The following is a 23,163-nucleotide window of genomic DNA, read 5'->3' as shown; positions in this document are numbered from 1 at the left end:
CTCGCGGCATGCCCAGGTGGCCTGACGGTGTCCGCCACATCGACGAGGTCTTCCCGGCGCAGGTTGCCGATGCGTGGCGTGGCACGGTGGGTGCTGCTGGTATGGCTGGCGTGGTGTCCAGCCCTGTTCGTGGTGCTCGGGTTCGCCTCGCCGGCCGCCGCGCACTTCAAGCTGGTCAAGGCCGTGCCGGCCGACGGCGCGCGGGTGAGTGGCGCTGTCGGAGAGGTCCGGCTGACGTTCAGCGCGCCCGGCACGCCCACCGGGGCCGGTTTCCGGCTTTCCCGCGACGGCGAGGCCGTTGCGGTGACCAGTCACACCCCGGACGGGGGTCGTACGTGGCTGGTGCACCCGGCCGCCCCGTTGACCGGCGGGGAGTTCGCGCTGCGGTGGAGTGTCGCCGCCCCTGATGCTCACCCGCTGACCGGCGACGTGGCGTTCACTGTGGTTCCGTCGGCTGCGGCACCCGGGGCGACGGCCACGCCCCGGCCCACCGCCGGTCCGCCCGGGCATGCCGGTCACGGTGTGCCAGGACTGCCGTCGGCGTCGCCGTCGGCCCATGCCGGCGGGCACGCGGTGGGTCATACCGCTGACGCCGAACAGGGGGCGGTGCGGTTCGTCGGCGTGGCGGGCCGGTGGCTGTCCTACGGGGCGATCCTGCTCGGTGTCGGTGGTCTGGTCTTCGCGCTGACCACGCTGGTGGGAACGCGCCGCGACATCCAACTGGTCCAGGTCTGGGTGCGGGCGGCCGGGCTGACGGTGGCAGCCGGCGCGGTGCTCGAACTCGCGGCGCTGGCGGCGGTGTTCAGTGCCGATGGTGGTCTCGCCTCGGCGGCCGGCACACAGGCGTTGACCGCGCTCAGTCGTACACCGGTGGCCGCCGGCCTGGGTCTGCGGCTCGCCGGCGCGGCCGGGTTGCTCGTGGCCGGGTCCTTGGAGCCGGCGTTGATCCGGGGCCGGCACGCGGTCGGTCGGCATGCCGCAGCGACCGTCGCCGGTATCCCGACCGACCCTCAACCCCTGGTCGTGCCCACCGTCGGCGAAGCGCACGACGACGACGCGCACCGGGTCCGGGCGCGCGCGGTCCGGCCTGTGCTTCTGGGTGTCACCGTGGCGCTGCTGGTGGGTTCGTTCCTGCTCGACGGGCACACCGTCACCGCGCGACCGCGGATGATCGTCGTGGCGGCGGACGTCGCGCACACTCTCGCCGCAGCCGTGTGGGTCGGTGGGGTCCTGCTCCTGGCCGCGCTGCTGCTGGGGCGTGCACGTCTCGGTGCGCCGACCGGGGCCGCCGAGATGGCGGTGCGGTTCTCCGTGCCGGCCACGGCGGCGGTGACGTTGACCGGAGTCGCCGGCGTCGCGTTGACCGTGGCGATCCTGGACCGGCCGGGTCACCTGGTGAGCACCAGTTGGGGGCGGGTGCTGCTGGTCAAGGTCGCGTTGGTGGCGGTCGTCGCCGTCATCGGGCTCTACAACAGCAGGCGGGTGGTACCCCGGTTGGACGATCCCGCGCCGGGCGGCACGCGTCGCCTGCGTCGCACGGTGCTGGTCGAGGCGGTGCTGATGGTCGCTGTCCTGCTGGTCACCGCGATCCTGGTCAACGCCGGCACGTAGGCAACGCCCACCGGACGCACGGCCGCGTGTCGCGGACGGGGTTGCGGGGGTTACAGGCAGAACAGGATGCCGGCGGCCACGCCGACGACCAGGGGTGCGGCCAGGGTGGCCGAGGCGAGCGCGGCGCGGGCGAGCCCGTTGCGGCGGTCCGGCCGGTACCCCTGAAGGCGTTGGAGTCGGATGGCCACCTCGGCGCCGGCCATCGACAGCGCCGACGGTGGGTGCGGCGCGCCGGCGAAGGTCAGTAGCGCGTCGCGTACGGCGCGCGGGCCGCACTCGCGGACCGCGGCGGCATCGGCGCGCAGTTCGACGAGCAGGCGTACGGCCGAGGGCGCCTGCCGGGTCAGCGGCAGCCACGGTACGGCCGCCGCGAGCCCCTCCACTGCGCCGACGAGGAGGTGGTGGCGCTCGCGCAGGTGGGCGCGTTCGTGGCTGAGCACCGCGGCGAGCTGCTCTGCCGGCAGGTCACCGGCGGCGCTGGCCAGGACCGTGAGTCCGCGGGATCCGCCGATGCTGTACGCCATCGGGGTCGGGTGTGGAATCCACAGCACCGCCTCACCGGACGCAGGCGGCCCGCCGACGAGCGTGAGCAGGTCGGCGTGGGCGCGACGGGCGCGGTGGGCGCGGTAGGCCCGCTGGGTGCAGGTCATGGTGAAGCGGGCGAGCACGGTCAGCAGGAGCAGGGCTCCTACCGCCCCGACGACCTCGTCGACGGCGGCCGGCCGGCTGGGTTGGGCCCAGTGCCAGCAGACGCGAGCGAGGTCGTGCAGTGCCCACTGCCGGGTGCTGCCCGGGGCGAGGAGCATCACGGTGGCCAGGAGAAAGGTGGCGATCATCGCGACGAGCAGGCCGAGCCAGCCGAGCAGCATCGCGACGGGATCGGCGACATGCCGGAAGCACCACCGCAACGCGGCGGGACCCCACCAGGCCACGGCCGCGGCGCCGGTGACGAGGGCGAGCGCGAGGCTCACGCCTCGGACTTCCGCTCGTCGAGGACCCGCCGCAGGATGTGCAGCTCGTGGTCGGAGGCGGACCGGGCGAAGTGCATGAGCACCAGGTCGGGATGACTGCTCGTCTCGATGACCCGACGCAGGGTGCGCGCGGTGATCTCCTCGCGGGTGCCGGCGGCGCGATAGCGGTAGGCCTTGCCGTCCTTCTCGCGAACGGCCCAGCCCTTACGGTGCAGATTGTCCAGCACGGTGAGGACGGTCGTGTACGCCAGCGCCCGCTCGGTGGTCACCGCGTCGAGGACGTCGCGCACGAGCACCGGATCAGAGGCACGCCACAGCACGTCCATGACGGCCGATTCGAGTTTGCCCAGTTCCGCCACGTGCCCTCCTTCGTGTCGCTCAGGGTACGCGAGGCGACGCGACGGAGTCACCGCGCGGCGGTGCGGCCGGTTCCGACGCCAAGGCCGGAACCGGCCGCACCACGCCGGCTACAGGCGGTCGAGGATCTTCTGCAGGGTCTGCACCTCGGTGGCCTGATCCGCGGCGATCTTGGCGGCCAGCGCCTTGGCCTCGGGGTTGCTCCCGTCGGCCTGCTCGGTCCGGGCCATGTCGATGGCGCCCTTGTGGTGGGCGATCATCATCTCGGCGAACATCTTGTCGAACGCGGGGCCCTTCGCCGCGGCGAGGTCCTTCATCTGCTGCTCGGACATCATGCCGGGCATCCCCGCGTCCATCCCCGGCATGCCGTGCCCGGGCGTGGCGCTCATGCCGGGCATGCTGTGGTCGCTGGGCAGGTCCGTGGGCTTGCCCCAGGCCGTGAGCCACCCCTTCATGGTGGCGATCTCCGGATCCTGCGCTGCCTTGATCCTGGCGGCCAGGTTCTTCAGTTCGGGGTCGCTCGCGCGGGTCGGGGCCAGGTCGGCCATGGCGACGGCCTGCTGGTGGTGCGGGATCATCATCTGGGCGAACATCACGTCCGCGTCGTTGGCGTTGGCGCTGGCCGAGGACGAGGCGCTCGGCGTGGCACTGCCGGCGTCGTGCGTCATGCCGCCGGCGTCGTCCGCGCCGCCGCAGGCGGCGACGGTGAGCAGGGCGGACAGGGCGACGCCCGCGAGGGCGGCGCGACGCAGGATGGTTGGCGTCATCTGGTACGTGGTCCTTGTCGTGAGGTGGGTCGGAACAGGGCCGTCGGTCCGGGTGAGGCGCCGGACCGGGGTCTGCTCACGTGCGCAGGACCGTGACGGCTCGCAGTCGCAGCCCGATGGGCCGGCGGGGTGGACCTCGATCCGGGCTGATCACCCGCCGGCGGTGGCCGGTCGGCGTGCGTGCGCCGCGATGGCGGGACCGCAGCAGGGACAGGACGCCGAGGATCAGGGCGCCGCCCAGCACCGCCAGGCACACGGTGAACGCGTGCTCCCCGCCCCGGTGTCCGGGCGAGCCGTCGGGTCCGTGTTCGGCGGCGGGCGCGGCGGCGCTCCGGTGGGCGGTGCTCGCGTGGGCGGCTCCGGGTTCGCCCGGGTGGCCGAGGGTGTGCATGCCGAACACGCCGAGCGTCACGGCGACGAGAAGCGCCAGCCGCAGCGGCGCACGCGCCGGTGGACGCCCCACCCTCACCTGTCGCATCCCACCCCCAGAGGTCGGCCGCCCCGACATCCTCTTCTACTACAACCGCATAGTAGAAGGATTATCACGGCGGCTCGGCACGGGGCTGGCGTTTACCCGGATTCAGCTTTGTCGTGCCTGGCCCGACCGGTCCGGCGCCGGTCAGGCCGTACCGAGACCGTCAACCGGCGCGGCGGGCCAGGCCTCCCATCTTCACCGCGGTGAACACCGCGGCGGCCAGCGCCACGTCGGAGAGCAGCATCAGCCCGATGGCGTAGGAGCCCTGCGACCCGTACACCCAGCCCATGATCAGCGGCGGCACGAACCCGCCGAGCCCGCCGGCGGCCCCGACCAGCCCGGTGACCGCGCCCACCTGATCGGCGGGGGCGACCTTGCCGACCAAGGCGAACACCGCGCCGCTGGCCGCGCCGAGCAGCACCGCCATGCCGAGCAGCGCGACCGTGGCCACCGGCATCAGGGCCGGCTGGAAGGCCTGCACGACGGCGAACCCGGCCACCCCGGAGAAGCACCACACCAGCACCGGCACGGGGTGTAGCCGGTCGGAGAGCCAGCCGCCCACCGGGCGGGCCAGCACGGCGAGCACGACGAACCCGGCGGTCCGCAGCGCACCGTCCGCGGCACTGAGCCCGTAGGCGGTGCGCAGGTACGCCGGCAGGTACACGCTGAAGGCCACGAACCCGCCGAACCCGACCGCGTACAGGAAGCACAGCTGCCAGGTGACGGTCAGCCGGGCGACGCCGGCGAGCCGCTGCCAGGCCGACCCGGTGGGCCGGGCCGGGCCCGGCGCGTCGCGCAGCAGCAGGAACGACAGCACCGCGTACGCCGCCAGGATCGCCGCGACCAGCAGGAACGGGGCCCGCTCCCCGTAGGCGTCGGCCAGCCGGACGGTGGTGAAGTTGGCGATCGCGGTGCCACCCATGCCGACACCGAACACGCCGATGGCGAAGCCGCGCCGGGCCGGCGGATACCAGCCGGACACCAGCGGGACGCCGACGGCGAAGGCGGTGCCGCCGATGCCGAGGAAGAAGCCGGTCACGATCAGCGCCGGGTAGGAGGAGACCGTGGTGAGGGTCAGCACCGGCACGATGGTGGCGACGGTGACCAGCGGGAAGACTACCCGGGCCCCGTACCGGTCGGTGAGCGCGCCGACCGGGATGCGGCCCAGCGAGCCCACGATCACCGGCACCGCGACGAGCAGGGACTGCGCGGCGAAGCCGAGCCCCAGCCGTTCCTTGATGCCGGGGCCCAGCGGACCGAGCAGGGCCCATGCCCAGAAATTCACCAGGAAGCCGAGGGTGGCCATGGCTAGCTGGAGGGCGGCGCCGGAGGTGGCCTCGGGACGCCCGACCGGGGCGGTGGACCCGGCTTGCCGGTCACGGATGCTGGTCATCGTTCAACTCCGTCGGGATCGTCGTGCTGCTGTCGCGGCGTCAAAGGGGAATTCGGCGGTCCGCTTCACCGGTACGAGCCTCGCTTGAGCCAACCCACCCCGGCAGGGCCGGAAGACCCGGCCCAGGAGGACGTCCCACCTGCCACGGCAGGGTGAGCAGACCGACCGGGGTGCCGGGACGCCAACCGGGCGGCACCACGGCCAGCGCGTCGGCGTCCGCCGCCGCGCCCAGGTATCCCGGGTGCGCCCCGTCGACCAGCCGCAGGCCCCGCGCGCCGCGCCGGACCGGCACGATCCGGGTGTTCCGCTCGTCGAGGCGCAACGGATCGGTGAGGACGGCGGTGTCCAGATCGGCCGGCGGCCGTCCGGCCAGCCCGGCGAGCAGCGGGTCGATCAGGGTGAGCGCGGCGACCAGCGCCGCGTACGGGTTGCCCGGCAGGCCGACGATCCAGCGGGCCCCGGCCTGGGCCAGGACCTGTGGGTGCCCGGGCCGGCACCGCACCCCGTCCACGTGCGCCACGGCCCCGAGGTGCCGCAGCGACGCGTGCAGCCCGTCCGCCGGGCCGACGGAGGACGCCCCGCAGACGACCGTCACGTCGGCGTCTCGCGTGCTGTCCGCGATCGCCTCGGCGAACCAGTCGGGCTGGTCGCCGACCATCCGCGGACCGAGGAGGTCCGCTCCCCAGGCGGACAGCAGCGGGGCCAGCATCGGGCCGATCGCGTCCCGGACCCTGCCCCACGGGGGACGGCCGGCGTGGACCACCTCGTCGCCGCTGATCAACAGGCGGGCCCGGGGTCGGGCCCGGACGGTGAGGTGGTCGAGGCCGACGCTCGCGGCCAGCCCCAGCACCGCCGGCGTGACCGGCGAACCCGCGGGCACCAGTTCCTGACCGCGGGCGGCGTACTCGCCCGCGCACCGGATGTGCCGACGGTCGCCCGGCACCGCCCGCAGGACGTCACCGATCCGGTCGGCGATCTCGTAGGGCACGACCCGGTCCGCCCGGCCCGGGACGGGAGCGCCGGTGGCCACCTCTACGGCGGTCCCCTCGACCAGGGGCGCGACGGCGTGGGTGCGACCGGCCAGGATCTGGCCGACCACCCGCCACGGGCCCGGACCACGCACCGCGTATCCGTCCATCGCGGAGTTGTCGAACCCGGGCAGCGGGACCGCCGCGACCAGTGGCGCCGCGAGGGTCCGGCCGGCGGCGCAGGCCAGCGGTACCGACTCCGCGGGCAGGGGAGCGGGGAGCCGGTGGGCCAGCGCCCGCGCCGCGGCCCACTCCGTCGCTGGTCGGGACGAATGGTGACTGCCGGTGTGGTGCGGTGCGGTGGTCACCGGCGTGAGCGGGTCCGACCGCCGCGCGGGGTGGGCAGCCGGGGCGGCCCCTCCCATCCGGGGCGGGTCGGCCGCAGTCCGGGCCGGTCGTCCCGGCTGCGGTAGACGACGTAGGGGCGGGTGGCGTAGCCGACCGGGGCGCTGAACGCATGGACGAGGCGGGTGAACGGCCAGAACGCGAAGAGCGCGAAGGCGGCCAGGATGTGGATCTGGAAGCCCACCGGGACGCCGGCCATGATCTCCGGGTCCGGGCGGAGGTAGAACAGCGACCGGAACCACGGGGAGATGGTCTCCCGGTAGTCGTAGCCGGGGCCGGCGACGTTGGCCCGCACCGTGGCCCAGAGGCCCAGCACGATCACCCCCGCCAGCACCACGTACATCGCCTTGTCGTTGCGGGTGGTGGCGGCGAAGACCGGCCCGGTCAACCGGCGACGGGCGATCAGGATGCCCAGCCCGATCAGGGTGCAGAAGCCGGCCACCGTGCCGATGAACACGGCCATGAGGTGGTAGGTGTGCTCGGTGACGCCGACCGCCTCGGTCCAGGACTTCGGGACCACCAGGCCACCGATGTGTCCGATCAGGACCATCAGCACTCCGAAGTGGAACAGCGGGCTGCCCCACCGCAGGATGCTGCTCTCGTAGAGCTGGGAGGATCGGGTCGTCCAGCCGAACTTGTCGTAGCGGTGGCGCCAGATCACGCCGCCGACGAGGATCGCGATCGACAGGTACGGGTACACCACCCACAGCAGGATGTTCATCGGCGTCCTCCAGTCGTGTCGACCAGTCCGAATGGTTCGAGTCCGACCTGCTCCACCGGCGGCCCGGTGCGGGCCAGCCGGGCGGCGGCGGCGATGTCCCCGGGCTGGGCGGGCGGCAGCATCTCCCGGACGGCGGCGACGGCCTGCCGGTACACCGACTTCTCCCGCCCCAGCGCCTCGACCAGCAGGTCGAGGCCGACGCGGTTCTCCCGCAGCAGCCGCCACCCCTCGTCGTCGGCGGCGGCCAGGTCGAGGACGGCGGGCAGGAAGTCGGGCAGCTCGCCGTCGACGACGGTCAGTCCGGCCGCCTTGTACGCGGCGGCGAAGTCGACCAGCGCCTCACCCCGGCGACGGGTGTCGCCGCAGGTGTAGTACGTCAGGTGCAGGCAGCAGCGGCGCCGGAAGTCGAACACCTCCACGTAGGCGGTCCGCAGGTCGACCGGCGCGGCGGCTTCCCGGTGGGCGACCACCTCGCGCAGCGGCCGGGCGACCTCGGCCGGCAGGCCGTCGAGCGCGGCCCGCACGGTGGGCAGCGCTGCGAGAACCTCCTCTTCGGGATAGCGCAGCAGCAGGGACGCCGCGCGGGCGGCCACCGCCCGCCAGGTCGGCCGGCTCACGGGTTACCTCCGTCGACGGGTGCGGATTTGCGGCTGCGGGGCGGGAAGAGGCCCTTCGGGCTGCCCTTGCCGTCCCAGTTGAGCAGGTTGACCCGGCGGGGTTCGTCGCCCGGGTCGGTGAAGCCCTCCGCGGTCTGCCGGTCGCGCAGCATGTGGAAGGTCTCCACCTGGACCGGCACCGGCGTGCCGGAGGACTCCCCGAAGGGCCCCTGGCCGTACGGGCCGCCGCCGCCCATCCCGGGGCCGCCCTCGTAATCGAGGCTGCACTCGGTGGCGATCTTCTCCAGCCGGTGCGCGTCCTCGGCGTGCGCGGCGGGGATGACGTACCGCTGCTCGTACTTGGCGATGGCGAGCAGCCGGTACATCTCGTCCATCTCCGCGCCGGTCATGCCGACTGCGGCGGCGATGGACTCGTCGCGCTCCTCGCCCAGGTTGATCCGGCGCTGGTAGGCGCGCATCGCGGCGAGCCGGTTCAGCACCCCGCGCACCGGCTCCGGGTCGCCGGCGGTGAAGAGCTCGGCGAGGTACTCCACCGGGATGCGCAGCGCGTCGATGGCCCCGAAGAGGTTGCCGGCCTCCTCCGCGTCGTGGCCGGTCTCGCGCAGCGCGTCGGCCACCGGCGACAGCGGCGGGATGTACCAGACCATCGGCATGGTCCGGTACTCCGGGTGCAGCGGCAGCGCCACCTCGTAGCGCATGATCAGGTCCCAGATCGGCGAGCGCTGCGCGGCGTCGATCCAGTCGTCCGGGATGCCGGCCTCGCGGGCGGCGGCGACCACGGCCGGGTCGTGCGGGTCGAGGAAGACCGACCGCTGCGCGTCGTACAGGTCGTGTTCGTCGGCGATGGCGGCGGCCTCGGCGACGCGGTCGGCGTCGTAGAGCATCAGCCCGAGGTAGCGCAGCCGCCCCACGCAGGTCTCGGAGCAGATGGTGGGCTGGCCGATCTCGATGCGCGGGAAGCAGAAGGTGCACTTCTCGGCCTTGCCGGTGCGGTGGTTGAAGTAGACCTTCTTGTAGGGGCAGCCGGTCACGCACATCCGCCAGCCCCGGCAGCGGTCCTGGTCGACCAGCACGATGCCGTCCTCGGCCCGCTTGTAGATCGCCCCCGACGGGCAGGAGGCCGCGCAGGACGGGTTGAGGCAGTGCTCGCAGATGCGCGGCAGGAAGAACATGAAGGTCTTCTCGAACTCCTGCTTCACCTGGCCGGAGACCTTCGCCAGCACCGGGTCACCGGCGGCGATCTCGTTGCCGCCGGCGAGCGAGTCGTCCCAGTTGGCGCTCCAGGTGATCTTCGTATCCTGGCCGGTGAGCAGCGACTTCGGCCGGGCCACCGGGGTGTCCTCGCCGGCCGGCGCGTTGATCAGGTGCTCGTAGTCGTACGTCCACGGCTCGTAGTAGTCCTGCATGGACGGCAGCTTCGGGTTGGCGAAGATGCTGAACATCTTCTTCACCCGGCCACCGGAGCGTGGCTTGAGCTTGCCGGAGCGGGTCCGCACCCAGCCGCCCTGCCAGCGCTCCTGGTTCTCGTAGGTGCGCGGGTAGCCCTGCCCGGGGCGGGTCTCCACGTTGTTGAACCAGACGTACTCGACGCCGGAGCGGTTGGTCCACGCCTGCTTGCAGGTGACCGAGCAGGTGTGGCAGCCGATGCACTTGTCGAGGTTCATCACCATCGCCATCTGTGCCATGACCCGCATCAGTACTGCACCTCCTGGGAGCGGCGGCGGATCACGGTGACCTCGTCGCGTTGGTTGCCGGTCGGGCCGAGGTAGTTGAACGCGAAGGACAGCTGCGCGTACCCGCCGATGAGGTGGGTGGGCTTGACCAGCAGCCGGGTCAGCGAGTTGTGGATGCCGCCGCGCCGGCCGTTGGTCTCCGACTTGGGCACGTCGATCACCCGTTCCTGGGCGTGGTACATGTAGACCGTGCCCTCGGGCATCTTGTGCGTCACCACGGCCCGGCAGACCACCACGCCGTTGCGGTTGACCGCCTCGATCCACTCGTTGTCCCGGACGCCGATCTTCGCCGCGTCGGCCTCGCTCATCCACATCGTCGGCCCGCCCCGGGACAGCGTGAGCATGATCAGGTTGTCCTGGTACTCGGAGTGGATGGACCACTTCGAGTGTGGGGTGAGGTAGCGGACGGTGATCTCCAGCTCCCCGTTGCGGCCGAGTCTCGGTTCGCCGAAGAGCTTGTGCATGTCCAACGGCGGCCGGAAGATCGGCAGCGCCTCGCCGGCCTCGTGCATCCAGTCGTGGTCGAGGAAGAAGTGCTGCCGGCCGGTGAGCGTGTGCCAGGGCTTGAGCCGCTCGGTGTTGATGGTGAACGGGGAGTAGCGCCGGCCGCCGTGCTCGCTGCCCGACCACTCCGGGCTGGTGATCACCGGCACCGGGCGGGACTGGGTGTCGGCGAAGGTGATCTGCTTGCCCTCGTGCTCGGCAGCCAGGTCCGCCAGGCGTACCCCGGTGCGCTTCTCCACGTCCCGGAAGCCCGCGGTGGCGACCCGCCCGTTGGTGGTGCCCGACAGCGCCAGGATCGCCTCGCAGGCGTGCGTGTCCTTCGCCAGCGACGGCCGCCCGTCCGCGGCGCCGCCGCGCACCTCACCGTTCTTGTGGCGCAGATACTCGACCTCCGGCCGCACGTCGACCGAGAAGCCCTTGCCGGTGGTGCCGAGGGTGTCCATCAGCGGCCCGAGCGCGGCCATCTTGTCGGCGATCGCGCCGTAGTCCCTCTCGACCACCACCAGTTTCGGCATGGTCCGGCCCGGCACCGGGGTCTCCCCGGTCGCCGCCCAGTCGCGGACCCGGCCGTGCGGGGTCGCCATCGCGTCCGGGGTGTCGTGCAGCAGCGGCGCCGCGACCAGGTCCTTGCGTACGCCCAGCCGCGGCCCGGCGAGCGTGGAGAACGCCTTCGCGATGCCGTGGAAGGCGTCGAAGTCGGTCCGGGTCTGCCACGGCGGGTTGATCGCCGGGGTGAAGGCGTGCACGAACGGGTGCATGTCGGTACTGCTCAGGTCGTGCTTCTCGTACCAGGTGGCGGCGGGCAGCACGATGTCGGAGAAGAGCGTCGTGGAGGTCATCCGGAAGTCCAGGCTCAGCAGCAGGTCGAGCTTGCCCTCCGGGGCCTCCTCCCGCCAGGTCACGTCCTTGGGCCGCAACTCCTCCGGCGCCTCCTCGGCGCGCAGGTTCGCGTCGGTGCCGAGCAGGTGCCGCAGGAAGTACTCGTTGCCCTTGGCCGACGAGCCGAGCAGGTTGGCCCGCCAGACGGTCAGCACCCGTGGCCAGTTCTCCGGCGCGTCCGGGTCGGTGCAGGCGAACTTCACGTCGCCCTCGCCGAGCCGCTCGGCCACCCAGCCCGCCGGGTCGTCCGGCCGGGCGGCGAGAGCCTCGTCGGCCAGGTCGAGCGGGCTGCGGTCGAAGGTGGGCATCGACGGCATCCACCCCGAGCGGGCCGACTGGGCCAGCAGGTCCATGGTGTGCTTGCCGGCGAACGCGCCGGTGCCGGTGGGGGAGGAGACCACGTCGGCGGAGTAGGTGTCGTAGCGCCACTGGTCGGTGTGCACGTACCAGAAGGCGGTGCCGATCATCTGCCGGGGCGGGCGGACCCAGTCCAGGCCGAACGCGAGCTGCGCCCAGCCGGTCGCCGGGCGGCACTTCTCCTGCCCCACGTAGTGCGCCCAGCCGCCGCCGTTGACCCCCTGGCAGCCGGTGAGGGTGACCAGCGCCAGGATCGCCCGGTAGGTGGCGTCGGAGTGGAACCAGTGGTTCGTGCCGGCGCCGAGCAGGATCATCGACCGTCCGCCGGAGCGGTCCGCGTTGTCGGCGAACTCCCGCGCCACCCGGGCCACCTGCGCCGCCGGCACCCCGGTGACCGGCTCCTGCCACGCCGGCGTGTACGGCGCCTCGACGTCGTCGTACCCGGTCGGCCACTGGCCCGGCAGGCCGTCGCGGCCCACCCCGTACTGGGCCAGCACCAGGTCGAAGACGCTGGTCACCAACTGGCCCCGCACCGTGCGGGTCGGCACGCCCCGGCGCAGCGCCTGCGGGGTGTCGGTGTCGAACCGAGGCAGCTCCACCTCCACCGCGTCGCCCGCCCCGAGGCAGGTCAGCGCCGGCTCCAGGTCGCCCAGGTCCAGGTTCCACTGGCCCTGCTGCTCGCCCCAACGGTGGCCGAGGCTGCCCCGCGGCACGGCGGGAGCGTCGGTGGCCGAGTCCCAGAGCACCGTCCGGAAGGCCGCCTCCTTGTCCGTCTCGCCCAGGTCGTCGGCGGTGAGGAACTTGCCCGGCCGGTACGCCCCGTCGGCACCCGGCTCCAGGGTGACCAGGAACGGCAGGTCGGTGAACCTGCGGACGTAGTCGACGAAGCGGGGGGTGCGCCGGTCGACGAAGAACTCCTTGAGGATGACGTGCCCCATCGCCATCGCCAGGGCGCCGTCGGTGCCCGGCTGGGCGGGCATCCACTCGTCGGCGAACTTGACGTTGTCGGCGAAGTCGGGGCTGACCACCACGACCTTCTGCCCCCGGTAGCGCGCCTCGGCCATCCAGTGTGCGTCCGGCGTGCGGGTCACCGGGACGTTGGAGCCCCACATGACGAAGTAGGAGGCGTCCCACCAGTCCCCGGACTCGGGCACGTCGGTCTGGTCGCCGAAGACCTGCGGGGAGGCCACCGGCAGGTCGGCGTACCAGTCGTAGAACGACAGCATCGAGCCGCCGAGCAGGGACAGGAACCGGGCACCGACGGCGTGCGACACCATCGACATGGCCGGGATGGGGGAGAAGCCGGCGACCCGGTCCGGGCCGTACTCGGCGATCGCGTGCACGTGCGCGGCGGCGACCATCTCCTGCGCCTCGTCCCAGGTGATCCGCACCAGGCCGCCCTTGCCGCGGGCCTTCTGGTAGCGGCGGCGTCGTTCCGGGTCGGCCTGGATGTCCGCCCACGCGGCCACCGGATCACCGAGGCGCCCCCTGGCCTCCCGGTACATCTCCACCAGCACGCCCCGCGCGTACGGGTAGCGGACCCGGGTGGGGGAGTAGGTGTACCAGGAGAAGGCGGCACCCCGGGGGCAGCCCCGAGGCTCGTACTCCGGCCGGTCCGGTCCGACGCTCGGGTAGTCGGTCTGCTGCTGCTCCCAGGTGATGATGCCGTCCTTGACGTACACCTTCCAGGAGCACGAGCCGGTGCAGTTCACCCCGTGCGTGGAGCGCACCACCTTGTCGTAGGACCAGCGGTCCCGGTAGAAGGCGTCCGCCTCCCGGCCGCCGATCTGGTGCAATGTCCGGCCGTCGGCGGAGACCTCGGCCCGGCGTACGAGGCCGCCCACGGCCAGCAGCGCCCGCCCCGCACTATCGGTGGCTCGCGACATACGCCTCATTCCTTCGATAGATGGCCGTACTGCCCCACGTTCTCGGCAGATGCGCCGGAGCGCAACCCCGAGCGAGGGCGTCCTGGCCATGGTGCCGACGTACAACCTCGGGAAACCGGGCCGAAGGTCCCGAGATCATCGGCTTTGTACCTGCGGGTCCGTGGCGGGACTTCGGGCCCGGTCGGGCGGTCACCGGCGGGGCACGGAGCGGGGCCCGGCCGTCTCGGTGTCACCCTGCCGGAGATCGCCGGGCAGGTTCGGGACCGGGGGCCACCGTGGAGCGTGTTCTTCCTGGTGCCGGCCGGGTGGGGCGCCGCGCTGGGCGGCCGCGACGCGGGCAGACCGAGGACGTGCTCGACGCCCTCTACGACCTCGGCGAGACCGTGCCGGTCAAGACCACCGAGGCGCACCGCCGGTAGCCGCGGGGCGGCGTCGGCAGCGGCCGACATCCGGGCCGGCTCACCTGGCCGCCGCCTCCGCCGGGGTGATCCGGTCCCAGGCCGGGATCGGCAGCGCGATCACCGCGGCCGGGAAGAGACCGTGCTCCTCGTTGTCGATGTGCCGGTGGAGCCGGTCCAGGGCGGCCAGCACTGCGGGCCAGTCCGGGTCGGCCCGGTCGACGCCGCCGAGCACGCCGTGGATGTCGTCGTGCTCCGCGCAGAGCTTCGCCACCGCCCCGGCCAGGCTGCCCTCGGCCCGCAGCTCCACGAAGAGGCCGTCCTCCTCAGTGGAGGTGTGCGGCATCAGCAGCGCCAGCAGCGCGTCCAGCGCCACCAGGGCGTCCGGGCCGGAGGCCCGCACCGCGCCGCGCAGCCGGCCGGCCGCGTTCGCGATCGCCTCGTGCTCGGCCGAGAGCCGGCCGATCAGCGGGAACTCCCGACAGCCGCAGTAGTTGCACACTTCGTCTCCTGACCACGAGGGTGGGCGACTCCATCGTGCGCACCGGCAACCTCCGTCAGCAGGGCCGGACGGCCCGGTACGCCGCGACGGCGGGCCCTGATCCCCACCGCCCTGGCACCGACAGACTGCTCAGACCGTCACCGGCCGGCGGGAGAGCCGGATCTGCCACACGTCCGGCCCGTCCTGCAGCCACTCGCTGGTCATGCCGTCGCCGTAGCGGGCTGCGACCTCGGCCAGCAGCGGGCGGGGTGCGTGCGGGGCGACCAGCACCAGCGCTCCACCGGCCGGCAGCGCCTCCAGCGCCGCCAGCACCCGCGCGTGGCGCTGGTCGTGCGGGAGCTGCCGGACGTCCAGCCGGGGATCGATGGTGAGGGTCGGGGCCGGCGCGTCGGCCGGTGCCCGGTCACCACCGCAGCCGCAGCCACCCCCGCCGCAACCGCCGCCATTCGAGCTTTCCGAGGAGCCGAGCAGATCGTGCATCCCCTCCAGCAACTTCGCCAGCGAGACGTCGGCCGCGTCCACCAGCAGCGGGACGACCAGGTCGTTCTCCTTGGCCAGGTGGACGGCGAAGAGCGCGGCGAGGGCGCGCGCGGTGCCGGCGAGGCGTACCGGCCGGTTGCCGGTCTCCAACTCGGCGACCAGGCCGGTGATCGCCTGGTGCTCGTCGAGCATGCCCCGGACCAGCAGCGCACCCTCGGCCCGCTCACCGGCGGCGGCGTAGAGGGAGTCCTCCTCGGCGTGCGCGTGCGGCAGCAGTTCGTCGCGGAGCCATCGGAGCAGTTCGTCACGGTGCCGGAGCGCCCCGGCGGCGTCACCCTGGTCGGCCGCGGTCAGCAGGTTTCCGACGTGCCGGTCGAGGTCGGCGGCGAGCTGGGCGTGGTGCCGGACGACGGCCTGCGCGGCCTCGCGGTCGGCCGGGGAGCGTGAGGCGGACATGGAACCCTCCAGGGTTTTGCGGTTGAACGACGTTGTAACGTTATCTAACGTGGAAACCCCGAGAACAGGGCCGGTCGGCGAGACCATCGACCCGCAGCGCCACCGGGCTCTCGGCACCGCCAGCCGGGCCTCGATCCTGGAGCTCGTGCGCGCCGCCGGCGCCGGCATGACGATCGCCGAGGTGGGGGAGCGGACGGGCCTGCACCTGTCCACCGCCCGCGCCCACCTCGACCGCCTGGTCGACGCAGGACTGCTGGTCAAGGCGCGGGCCAGTGGGGGCCAGCCCGGACGGCCGGCGTGGCGCTACCGGGTGGCCGTCGCGGAGGCCCCGGCCCCCGCGCCGTACCGGGCACTCGCCGCCGCACTGCTCGACCACCTGTCGCGGCGGGGCCACGGAGACGTCCGGGCGGAGGCCACCCGCGCCGGCCAGGACTGGGGACGCCACCTCGCCGCCGCCACCCCGCCCGGCAGGGAGCCGGTCGATACGCTGCTCGACGTCCTGCGCGGGCTGGGCTTCAGTCCCCGCCGACACCGGACGGCCGACGGGGCGACCGAGATCCACCTGCACACCTGTCCCTTCCTGGAGCTGGTCAACCGCAACCCCGACGCGATCTGCGCCCTGCACGTCGGCGTGGTCCGCGGCACGCTCGAACACGCCGGTGCCTCACCGGCCGGCGCCGTGCTCGAACCCTTCGGCGCACCCGACGCCTGCGTGGTGCGGCTGGCCCTGCCGAATATCACCGAAGAGCCGGCATGAACCCACGGCCGATCGCCGTACAGTGGCGGCTCCCCGTCCTCGCCGCGGGCGGCTTCGCCCTGGTGAGCGGTCTCTACGCCGCCCTGCTGCTGCTCGGCCTGCCGGTGCCCGCGCCTCACGTCCCACTGGAGCAGGTGCACGGCCCGCTGATGGTGCTGGGCTTCGTCGGCACCCTGGTGGCGCTGGAACGCGCGGTGGCCCTCGGCACCCGGTGGGCCCTGCTCGCGCCCGCCTGCTCCGGCGCCGGGGCGGTGCTGCTGGTGCTGACCGGGCCGAGCCTGCCCGGCCGGCTGCTGCTCATGCTCGCCTCGGTGCTGCTGCTGCTCATCTACCAGCGGCTGTGGTGGCGGCAGCCCGGCCCGGCGCTGCTGGCCCAGGTCACCGGCGCGCTGAGCTGGTACGCCGCCACCCTCCTCTGGCTCGCCGGCCTCAGCGTGCCGGAGATCGTGCCCTGGCTGGCCACCTTCGTGGTGGCCACCATCGCCGGGGAGCGTCTGGAACTCGCTCACCTCACGCTGCCCCGGCACGGCGTCGGCTGGTTCCTCGCCGCCCTCGGCATGCTGACCGCCGGCGCCACCGCCACCGCGCTCTGGCCGGCCGTCGGGGCGTACCTATTCGGGGTCGGCCTGCTCGCGACGGTGGCCTGGCTGGTGGTCTGCGACGTCGCCCGCCACACGGTGCGCGCCGTCGGCCTGCCCCGCTACGTCGCGGTCGGCCTGCTCACCGGGTACGCCTGGCTGGCGCTGGCCGGCCTGCTGTGGGCGGGCGCCGGGCCGGTCACCGGCGGCTCCCGTTACGACGCCACCCTGCACCTGGTCTTCCTGGGCTTCACCATGTCGATGATCTTCGCGCACGCTCCGGTGATCCTGCCGGCGGTGCTTCGCCGCCCACTGCCCTACGGGCCGTGGCTGTACGCCCCGCTCGCCCTGCTGCACACCACCCTGACGATCCGGGTCCTGGTCGGCGACGTGCTCGGCGTGCCGGCCGGGTGGCGCTGGGGCGGCGTCGGCAACGTCCTGGCGGTGCTCGGTTTCGTCGGCGGAGTGGTGGCCGCGTTGGTCCGCGCCGCCCGGCGGCGGACCCGGACGGCGGTCGTCCCGCCGGTCGTGCCGGCGGTGCGGTGATGGCCGGCACCCGCGGGGACTCCGCCCCGACCGCGCCCTCGGGCCCGGGGGCCGGGCGGACCGTCTCGGCAGTCGCGTCGGCCGGTCCCGCCGCCCCGGCCCCCGGCCCGGTGACCGCTCCGGCCGTGGCGGCGGGCCTTGGGCGGGCCGGCTGGCACCGCCGGGTCGCTGCGCTGCCGCTGGCCTACCTGGCCGGGCTGGTCGTGCTCGCCTTCGTCCATCCGTTCCTCCCGGCGTGGCGCTGGACGGCCGTCCACCTGCTGCTGCTCGGTGCGGTCAGCAACGCCGTCGTGGTGTGGAGCGCCCACTTCGCCGCCGCCGTGCTGCGTGCCCCCGCCCCGGACCGCCGCCGCGCCGAGGCGGCCCGGCTGGCCGCGCTCAACGTGGGCGTGCTGGCGGTCCTGACCGGCGGCACGGCCGACCGCCCCTGGCTGGGCGTGGCGGGCGCTACGCTGGTCTTCGTCGCGGTGACCGCCCACCTCGTCGCGCTCACCCACCGGCTGCGCCGCGCCCTGCCGGCCCGGTTCTCCGTCACGGTCCGCTACTACCTGGCGGCGACCGTGGCCCTGCTCGCCGGCGTGCCGGTCGGCGCCGGGATGCTGGTGATCGACGACCCGCTGCGCCCCCGGCTGCTGCTGTTCCATGCGCACGTGAACCTGCTCGGCTGGGTGACGCTGACCGTCCTCGGGACGCTGCTGACACTCTGGCCCACCGTGCTGCGTACCCGGATGGCCGACGGTGCGGTCCGCGCCGCCACCGTCGCGCTGCCGGTGGCGACGACCGGACTCGTCCTGCTGGGCGTCGGCCTGCTCGCCTGGTGGCGGGTCGTCGCCGCGGCCGGGCTGAGCCTGTTCGCCCTCGGCGCGCTGATCGCCCTGCGCCCCGCGCTGGCCGTCGCGCGCACCCGCCCCCCGTACGCGTTCGCGTCCTGGTCGCTCGCCGCGGCCGGCGGCTGGCTGATGGTCGCTCTCGCCGTGGACGCCGCGACGCTGCTGCCCGCTGCGGACCCGGCCGGCGCGGCCGACCGCTTCGGTGCGGTGCTGCTCCCGCTGCTGGTCGGCTTCGTCGCCCAGGTCCTCGTCGGAGCCCTGACCCACCTGCTGCCCGTGGTGCTCGGCGGCGGACCCGCGCCGGTGCGCCGCCGCGCCGCCCTGCTGGAGCGGCACGGCCCGCAGCGCGTCGCGATGACCAACGCCGCCCTGCTGGTCCTCGTCCTGCCCACCCCGCCGTTCGTCCGCATCACCACCTCACTGCTGGTCCTCGCCGCGCTGGTGCAGTTCCTCGTGCCGGCCGTGCGGGTCCTGCTCACCGCCCGGAGGTAACCCGTGTCCGCGCGCACCGAAGCCCCCGTGCCCCGCCCGCTCGGCGGAGCAGCCGTGGGTCTCGCCCTCGTCCTCGTCGCCGTCCTCGTCGGGGTCGCCGCCCAACGCGTCTCCGGTGACGCACCCGTCCCCGCCGCCGCCACCGCCGTCACTCCGACCGGGCACACCACCACGGTCACAGTGGTCGCAGACGGCATGCGTTTCCACCCCGACCGGATCGACGTGCCCCGGGGTGATCGACTGGTCATCGAGCTGACCAACCGGGACAACCGCCGCCACGACCTCGTCCTGGCCTCCGGGGCGAGGACACCGCTGCTGACGCGGGGCGGCGACGCCCGGCTGGACGCCGGCGTGATCGGGGCGACGGTGGAGGGCTGGTGCTCCCTGCCCGCCCACCGGCAGGCCGGCATGACACTGCGGATCGTCCCGACGGGGGCCACGGTGACCGCTCCGACAGGGACGGCCGTGGCGACGGAGGGAACGAGGCCGCGCCTCGATGCCATGGCCGACCCTGGCGCGGCCTTCGTCGCCCGGGACGCCACCGCGCCGCCCGCGCCGCCCGGCCGGCTGCACCGGCGTGAGCTGCACGTCCGGGAAGTCGTCCGGGAGGTCGCGCCCGGGGTACGGCAGCGGCTGTGGACCTTCGACGGAACCGTGCCCGGCCCGGTGTTGCGCGGCCGGGTCGGCGACACCTTCGAGATCACCCTGGTCAACGACGGCACCCTGGACCACGGCATCGACTTCCACGCCGGTGCCGTCGCCCCGGACGAGGTGATGCGCCCGATCGACCCCGGGCAGCGGCTGACCTACCGGTTCACCGCGACCCGCGCCGGCATCTGGATGTACCACTGCTCGACCATGCCGATGCTGCACCACATCGGCAACGGGATGTACGGTGCGGTCATCGTCGACCCGCCCGACCTGCCCCGCGTCGATCGCGAGTACGTGCTCGTCCAGTCCGAGTTCTACCTCGGCCCGGACGGCGAGCCCGGCGACCTGGCCGCGATGCAGGCGGAGCGCCCCGACGCCGTCGTCTTCAACGGCTACCCCGCCCAGTACGCGCACCGTCCACTACCCGCCCGGGCCGGTGAACGGGTCCGAGTCTGGCTGCTCGACGCCGGCCCCAACCGAGACAGCTCGTTCCACATCGTCGGCGCCCAGTTCGACACCGTCTACCGGGAGGGGCACTGGGAGAACCGGCCGACCGACCCCGGCGGAGCCCAGGTGCTGTCCCTCACCCCGGCCGGCGGCGGCTTCGTGGAGACGGTCTTCCCCGCAGCCGGGCACTACCCGTTCGTCAGCCACGCCATGGTCGACGCCGAGCGCGGCGCCCGTGGCCTGTTCGAGGTCCGGTGACCACCATGAACACCGCTGTCGTAGCCGACCGCCCGGTAATGCGCCGCCGCCGCGTGCGGCAGTTCGTCCCACCCCAGCACGGCGCGTGGGCGATGCTCCTGCTGCCGTACACCGTGGGGGTGGCCTTGGCCGGCCCGCGCTGGCCGCACCTGCCGCTGCTCGGCGCCTGGCTGACCGGCTACCTGCTGTCGTATTACGCCTTCCAGGCGATCAAGAGCCGTCGGCCGAGCCGCTTCACCCCCCAGCTGCTGGCGTACGGCCTGCTGGCGGCGCCGCTCGCGGCGACCGTGGCGCTCGCCCGGCCCGCTGTCCTCTGGTACGCCCCGGGCTACGCCGCGCTGCTGGCGGTCAACGCCGGATACGCCTGGCGTCGCCGGGAACGGGCCCTGCTCAACGACTTGGCCTCGGTGGCGCAGAGCTGCCTGCTGGTCTTCGTCGCGGCGACCATCGCCGGTGTGTCCGTCACCCGGGTCACCCCGGCCTTCGCAGTGCTCCTGCTCTACTTGTTCGGCACTGTCCTCTATGTCAAGACGATGATCCGGCAACGCGGTGACAGCCGCTTCCTCCGTCTCTCCGTCGGATACCACGTGCTCGCCCTGGCCGCCGTGGTCTGGCTGGTGGATGTGCTGCTCGGTCCGGTCTTCCTGCTGCTCCTGCTCCGGGCCGCGCTGCTGCCGGCACGCCGGCTCCGCCCTGTGCAGGTCGGGATGATCGAGATCGGTTGCTGCCTGGTCGTTCTGGCCGGGGTGCTGGCGACGCTCTGATCCGTGCGCAACGTCCCCCACTCGGAGGCGGTTGGTTCCTTGTCTCTGTCTGCTACCAAGAGGCCGTTGCCTGCCGGCCGTGGGCATAGTGCGGCCGGAGCGCCTGGGTGAAGGGCTAGGGGTGCGTGGATGAGAGCGGTTGTGTACGACCGGTACGGGTCGCCGGATGTGCTACGGATCGAGGACGTCTCCAAGCCGTCTCCCACCGGCCGGCAGGTGCTCGTCAAGATCGCAGCGACCTCGGTCAACCTGAGCGACTGGGAGACCCTGCGCGGCTCGCCGCTGTATTCGCGCATCGGTGGGCTGCGCTCACCGGCACGCCGGACACTCGGTTCGGACATCGCAGGCCGGGTCGATGCGGTCGGCCCGGCGGTCACCCGGTTCCGGCCCGGTGACGCGGTGTACGGTGACAACCTCATGCTCAAGGGCGGCTTCGCCGAGTACGCGATCGCTCCCGAGTCGGTTCTGGCCCATAAGCCCGCCGCCCTGACCTACGCCGAGGCCTCAGCGATTCCGCAGGCGGGTGCCATCGCATGGCAAGGGACTCAAGGCGCGGCAGCCGGAAAACGGGTTTTGATCAACGGTGCCGGCGGCGGATCGGGCTCATTCGCCATTCAGGTTGCCAAACAGTTCGGCGCCGAGGTGACCGGCGTCGACAACGCCGGCAAGCTCGACTTCATGCGATCGGTCGGCGCGGACGAGGTGATCGACTACCGCAGCCAGGACTTCACCCGCAGCGGCCCGTACGACCTCATCCTCGACCTGGTCGCGCACCGGTCGGTGTTCGACTACCGCCGGGCACTGGCCCCCGGCGGCCGTTACCGGTGCGTCGGCGGCTCCGTCCCGGCGCTGCTCCGCGTACTGACGATCGGTGCCGCGGCCGGCCGGCTCACCCACCGCCGCCTGGGTGTGCTCGCCGTCAAGGAAGGGCCGACGCATTTCGAACCGGTGGCCGACCTCTGCGCCACGGGTGACCTCACCATCCACATCGACCGTTCCTTCACACTCGATGAGGTGCCCGAGGCGTTGGCCCACGTCGGAGAGGGCCGTGCCCTCGGGAAAGTCATCGTGACCGTCGTCTGACCCGATACGCCGGTATCGATTTACATTGACAGCCGTCTTTACTAACATCGTGGCTGGGAGTCGCCATGCGCTGCTGGGCAGCAGTGCCGTCCACCCCTGGGACGGCTTGAATCGATCGGCGTCACCTTCTCCGGGGTGGGCACCCAGCGAGGGCCACTGGGCGCCGGCGCATCCACTGGAGCATCATGAAAATCTCACGGACAGGACGCCGTCTGGGACTGGGCGCGGTCGCAGTTCTCCTCGCCTCGTTCACGATGGTCGTCGTCAACCAGGCCGATCCGGCCTCGGCGCACGGATCGGTCACCAACCCGCCGACACGCAACTACGGATGCTGGGAGCGCTGGGGTTCCGATCACCTCAACCCCACCATGGCCCAGACCGACCCGATGTGCTGGCAGGCGTGGCAGGCCAACCCGAACACGATGTGGAACTGGAACGGCCTGTACCGCGAGAACGTCGGCGGCAACCACCAGGCCGCCGTGCCGGACGGACAGCTGTGCAGCGGCGGTCGCACCCAGGGCGGCCTGTACGCCTCGCTCGACGCGGTCGGCGCGTGGACCGCGAAGCCGATGCCGAACAACTTCACCCTCACACTGACCGACGGCGCCAAGCACGGCGCCGACTACATGTTGATCTACATCACGAAGCAGGGTTTCGACCCGACCACCCAGCCCCTCACCTGGAACAGCCTCGAGCTGGTACTCCGCACCGGCAGCTACCCGACCACCGGGCTCTACGAGGCGCAGGTGAACGCGGGCAACCGCACCGGGCGGCACGTCGTCTACACCATCTGGCAGGCGTCCCACCTCGACCAGCCGTACTACCTCTGCAGTGACGTGATCTTCGGCGGCGGCGGCAACCCGCCGCCGACGACCCCGCCGCCCACCACGCCGCCGCCCACCACCCCGCCGCCGACGACTCCGCCGCCCACCACGCCGCCGCCGGCCGGAAACGGTGCCTGCACCGCCACCTACCGCAAGACCAACGAGTGGTCCGGTGGATTCGGCGCCGAGGTCACCGTCCGGGCCGGCAACGCCGCCATCTCCGGATGGACGGTGGCATGGACCTGGCCCAACGGCCAGAGCATCACCAACGCCTGGAACGCGACGGTCACCTCGAGCGGTTCGTCGGTCACCGCGTCGAACGTCGGTTACAACGGTTCCCTGAGCGCCAACGGCTCCACCAGCTTCGGCTTCAACGCCTCCTGGAACGGCACCAACTCCACACCCACCCTCACCTGCACCGCTCGGTAACAGCATCTGCGGTGGGGTGGCGCG

20 protein-coding genes and 1 pseudogene are annotated in these 23,163 nt (G+C 73.0%); 9 read left to right on the top strand and 12 right to left on the bottom strand.

From position 1 onward, the window contains the following. The first annotated feature begins 69 nt into the window (after positions 1-69). On the top strand, positions 70-1,611 hold the full coding sequence (locus tag MICAU_RS19745; RefSeq protein WP_013287120.1) for a copper resistance CopC/CopD family protein: 1,542 nt from the start codon (positions 70-72) through the stop codon (positions 1,609-1,611). A 50-nt stretch (positions 1,612-1,661) separates the two neighbouring features. Here the strand turns inward: MICAU_RS19745 and MICAU_RS19740 are convergent, their stop codons facing one another. From MICAU_RS19740 to MICAU_RS19695, 10 genes are all read right to left on the bottom strand, one after another. Next, a complete protein-coding gene (locus MICAU_RS19740; protein ID WP_013287119.1) occupies positions 1,662-2,582 on the bottom strand; it encodes a M56 family metallopeptidase in 921 nt (306 codons plus the stop codon). After that, on the bottom strand, positions 2,579-2,941 hold the full coding sequence (locus tag MICAU_RS19735) for a BlaI/MecI/CopY family transcriptional regulator (protein WP_013287118.1): 363 nt from the start codon (positions 2,939-2,941) through the stop codon (positions 2,579-2,581). The genes MICAU_RS19740 and MICAU_RS19735 overlap by 4 nt, the downstream gene beginning before the upstream one ends. A 108-nt stretch (positions 2,942-3,049) precedes the next feature. Next, entirely contained in the window at positions 3,050-3,706 is a 657-nt protein-coding gene (locus tag MICAU_RS19730; protein WP_013287117.1) for a DUF305 domain-containing protein, read from the bottom strand. 76 nt (positions 3,707-3,782) lie between these two features. Further along, complete coding sequence (locus tag MICAU_RS19725; RefSeq protein WP_013287116.1) at positions 3,783-4,184, bottom strand: DUF6153 family protein; 402 nt, start codon at positions 4,182-4,184, stop codon at positions 3,783-3,785. Between the two features lie 160 nt (positions 4,185-4,344). Beyond that, positions 4,345-5,487, bottom strand: coding sequence for an MFS transporter (locus MICAU_RS19720; RefSeq protein WP_174361801.1), 1,143 nt, complete (start codon positions 5,485-5,487; stop codon positions 4,345-4,347). A gap of 127 nt (positions 5,488-5,614) precedes the next feature. Beyond that, positions 5,615-6,910, bottom strand: coding sequence for a molybdopterin molybdotransferase MoeA (locus MICAU_RS19715; protein ID WP_013287114.1), 1,296 nt, complete (start codon positions 6,908-6,910; stop codon positions 5,615-5,617). Further along, positions 6,907-7,668, bottom strand: coding sequence for a respiratory nitrate reductase subunit gamma (gene narI, locus MICAU_RS19710; RefSeq protein WP_013287113.1), 762 nt, complete (start codon positions 7,666-7,668; stop codon positions 6,907-6,909). Before narI ends, MICAU_RS19715 begins: the two co-directional genes overlap by 4 nt. Further along, positions 7,665-8,285: a nitrate reductase molybdenum cofactor assembly chaperone gene (narJ, locus tag MICAU_RS19705; RefSeq protein WP_013287112.1), complete on the bottom strand. Its 621-nt coding sequence runs from the start codon at positions 8,283-8,285 to the stop codon at positions 7,665-7,667. Before narJ ends, narI begins: the two co-directional genes overlap by 4 nt. Beyond that, positions 8,282-9,979, bottom strand: coding sequence for a nitrate reductase subunit beta (gene narH, locus MICAU_RS19700; RefSeq protein WP_013287111.1), 1,698 nt, complete (start codon positions 9,977-9,979; stop codon positions 8,282-8,284). Before narH ends, narJ begins: the two co-directional genes overlap by 4 nt. Beyond that, entirely contained in the window at positions 9,979-13,644 is a 3,666-nt protein-coding gene (locus MICAU_RS19695) for a nitrate reductase subunit alpha (RefSeq protein WP_013287110.1), read from the bottom strand. Before MICAU_RS19695 ends, narH begins: the two co-directional genes overlap by 1 nt. Before the next feature lie 234 nt (positions 13,645-13,878). Here MICAU_RS19695 and MICAU_RS32490 point away from each other — a divergent pair. Then, a pseudogene (locus MICAU_RS32490) lies at positions 13,879-14,054 on the top strand (radical SAM/SPASM domain-containing protein); the annotation flags it as partial. Positions 14,055-14,103: 49 nt separating this feature from the next. Here the strand turns inward: MICAU_RS32490 and MICAU_RS19690 are convergent. After that, positions 14,104-14,544, bottom strand: a complete 441-nt coding sequence (locus MICAU_RS19690) for a hemerythrin domain-containing protein (protein WP_013287109.1) — start codon at positions 14,542-14,544, stop codon at positions 14,104-14,106. Positions 14,545-14,673: 129 nt separating this feature from the next. Beyond that, positions 14,674-15,480, bottom strand: coding sequence for a DUF2249 domain-containing protein (locus MICAU_RS19685; protein ID WP_013287108.1), 807 nt, complete (start codon positions 15,478-15,480; stop codon positions 14,674-14,676). Here MICAU_RS19685 and MICAU_RS19680 point away from each other — a divergent pair. The 7 genes from MICAU_RS19680 (at position 15,479) to MICAU_RS19650 (ending at position 23,139) form a co-directional block, all read left to right on the top strand. Then, complete coding sequence (locus MICAU_RS19680; RefSeq protein WP_262420890.1) at positions 15,479-16,237, top strand: helix-turn-helix transcriptional regulator; 759 nt, start codon at positions 15,479-15,481, stop codon at positions 16,235-16,237. The two genes, MICAU_RS19685 and MICAU_RS19680, sit on opposite strands and share 2 nt — an antisense overlap. Beyond that, positions 16,234-17,361 (top strand): DUF8744 domain-containing protein, encoded by a 1,128-nt coding sequence (locus tag MICAU_RS19675; RefSeq protein WP_013287106.1) that lies wholly within the window; start codon positions 16,234-16,236, stop codon positions 17,359-17,361. The genes MICAU_RS19680 and MICAU_RS19675 overlap by 4 nt, the downstream gene beginning before the upstream one ends. Further along, positions 17,361-18,683, top strand: a complete 1,323-nt coding sequence (locus MICAU_RS19670; RefSeq protein ID WP_013287105.1) for a hypothetical protein — start codon at positions 17,361-17,363, stop codon at positions 18,681-18,683. Before MICAU_RS19675 ends, MICAU_RS19670 begins: the two co-directional genes overlap by 1 nt. Positions 18,684-18,737: 54 nt before the next feature. Continuing rightward, entirely contained in the window at positions 18,738-20,039 is a 1,302-nt protein-coding gene (locus MICAU_RS19665) for a multicopper oxidase domain-containing protein (RefSeq protein ID WP_236619268.1), read from the top strand. Between the two features lie 5 nt (positions 20,040-20,044). Continuing rightward, the gene (locus tag MICAU_RS19660; RefSeq protein ID WP_013287103.1) at positions 20,045-20,803 is read left to right on the top strand and encodes a YwiC-like family protein; all 759 of its coding nucleotides are present in this window, start codon (positions 20,045-20,047) and stop codon (positions 20,801-20,803) included. Between the two features lie 141 nt (positions 20,804-20,944). Then, positions 20,945-21,886, top strand: a complete 942-nt coding sequence (locus MICAU_RS19655) for an NAD(P)-dependent alcohol dehydrogenase (protein WP_244879628.1) — start codon at positions 20,945-20,947, stop codon at positions 21,884-21,886. Between the two features lie 185 nt (positions 21,887-22,071). Beyond that, positions 22,072-23,139, top strand: coding sequence for a lytic polysaccharide monooxygenase auxiliary activity family 9 protein (locus MICAU_RS19650; RefSeq protein ID WP_013287101.1), 1,068 nt, complete (start codon positions 22,072-22,074; stop codon positions 23,137-23,139). Positions 23,140-23,163: the final 24 nt, after the last annotated feature.

Origin of the sequence: Micromonospora aurantiaca ATCC 27029, assembly GCF_000145235.1 — a bacterium.
GTDB classification, from domain to species: Bacteria; Actinomycetota; Actinomycetes; order Mycobacteriales; family Micromonosporaceae; genus Micromonospora; species Micromonospora aurantiaca.
This window is presented reverse-complemented; position numbering and strand designations above follow the sequence as displayed.

What these genes read in the sequence shown, in the direction of transcription:
- MICAU_RS19685 (WP_013287108.1), bottom strand. Translation starts at nt 15,480, where the DNA reads ATGTCCGCCTCACGCTCCCCGGCCGACCGCGAGGCCGCGCAGGCCGTC.
- MICAU_RS19670 (WP_013287105.1), top strand. Translation starts at nt 17,361, where the DNA reads ATGGCCGGCACCCGCGGGGACTCCGCCCCGACCGCGCCCTCGGGCCCG.
- MICAU_RS19730 (WP_013287117.1), bottom strand. Translation starts at nt 3,706, where the DNA reads ATGACGCCAACCATCCTGCGTCGCGCCGCCCTCGCGGGCGTCGCCCTG.
- MICAU_RS19745 (WP_013287120.1), top strand. Translation starts at nt 70, where the DNA reads ATGCGTGGCGTGGCACGGTGGGTGCTGCTGGTATGGCTGGCGTGGTGT.
- MICAU_RS19675 (WP_013287106.1), top strand. Translation starts at nt 16,234, where the DNA reads ATGAACCCACGGCCGATCGCCGTACAGTGGCGGCTCCCCGTCCTCGCC.
- MICAU_RS19680 (WP_262420890.1), top strand. Translation starts at nt 15,479, where the DNA reads ATGGAACCCTCCAGGGTTTTGCGGTTGAACGACGTTGTAACGTTATCT.
- narH (WP_013287111.1), bottom strand. Translation starts at nt 9,979, where the DNA reads ATGCGGGTCATGGCACAGATGGCGATGGTGATGAACCTCGACAAGTGC.
- MICAU_RS19725 (WP_013287116.1), bottom strand. Translation starts at nt 4,184, where the DNA reads ATGCGACAGGTGAGGGTGGGGCGTCCACCGGCGCGTGCGCCGCTGCGG.
- MICAU_RS19650 (WP_013287101.1), top strand. Translation starts at nt 22,072, where the DNA reads ATGAAAATCTCACGGACAGGACGCCGTCTGGGACTGGGCGCGGTCGCA.
- MICAU_RS19660 (WP_013287103.1), top strand. Translation starts at nt 20,045, where the DNA reads ATGAACACCGCTGTCGTAGCCGACCGCCCGGTAATGCGCCGCCGCCGC.
- MICAU_RS19695 (WP_013287110.1), bottom strand. Translation starts at nt 13,644, where the DNA reads ATGTCGCGAGCCACCGATAGTGCGGGGCGGGCGCTGCTGGCCGTGGGC.
- MICAU_RS19720 (WP_174361801.1), bottom strand. Translation starts at nt 5,487, where the DNA reads ATGGCCACCCTCGGCTTCCTGGTGAATTTCTGGGCATGGGCCCTGCTC.
- narI (WP_013287113.1), bottom strand. Translation starts at nt 7,668, where the DNA reads ATGAACATCCTGCTGTGGGTGGTGTACCCGTACCTGTCGATCGCGATC.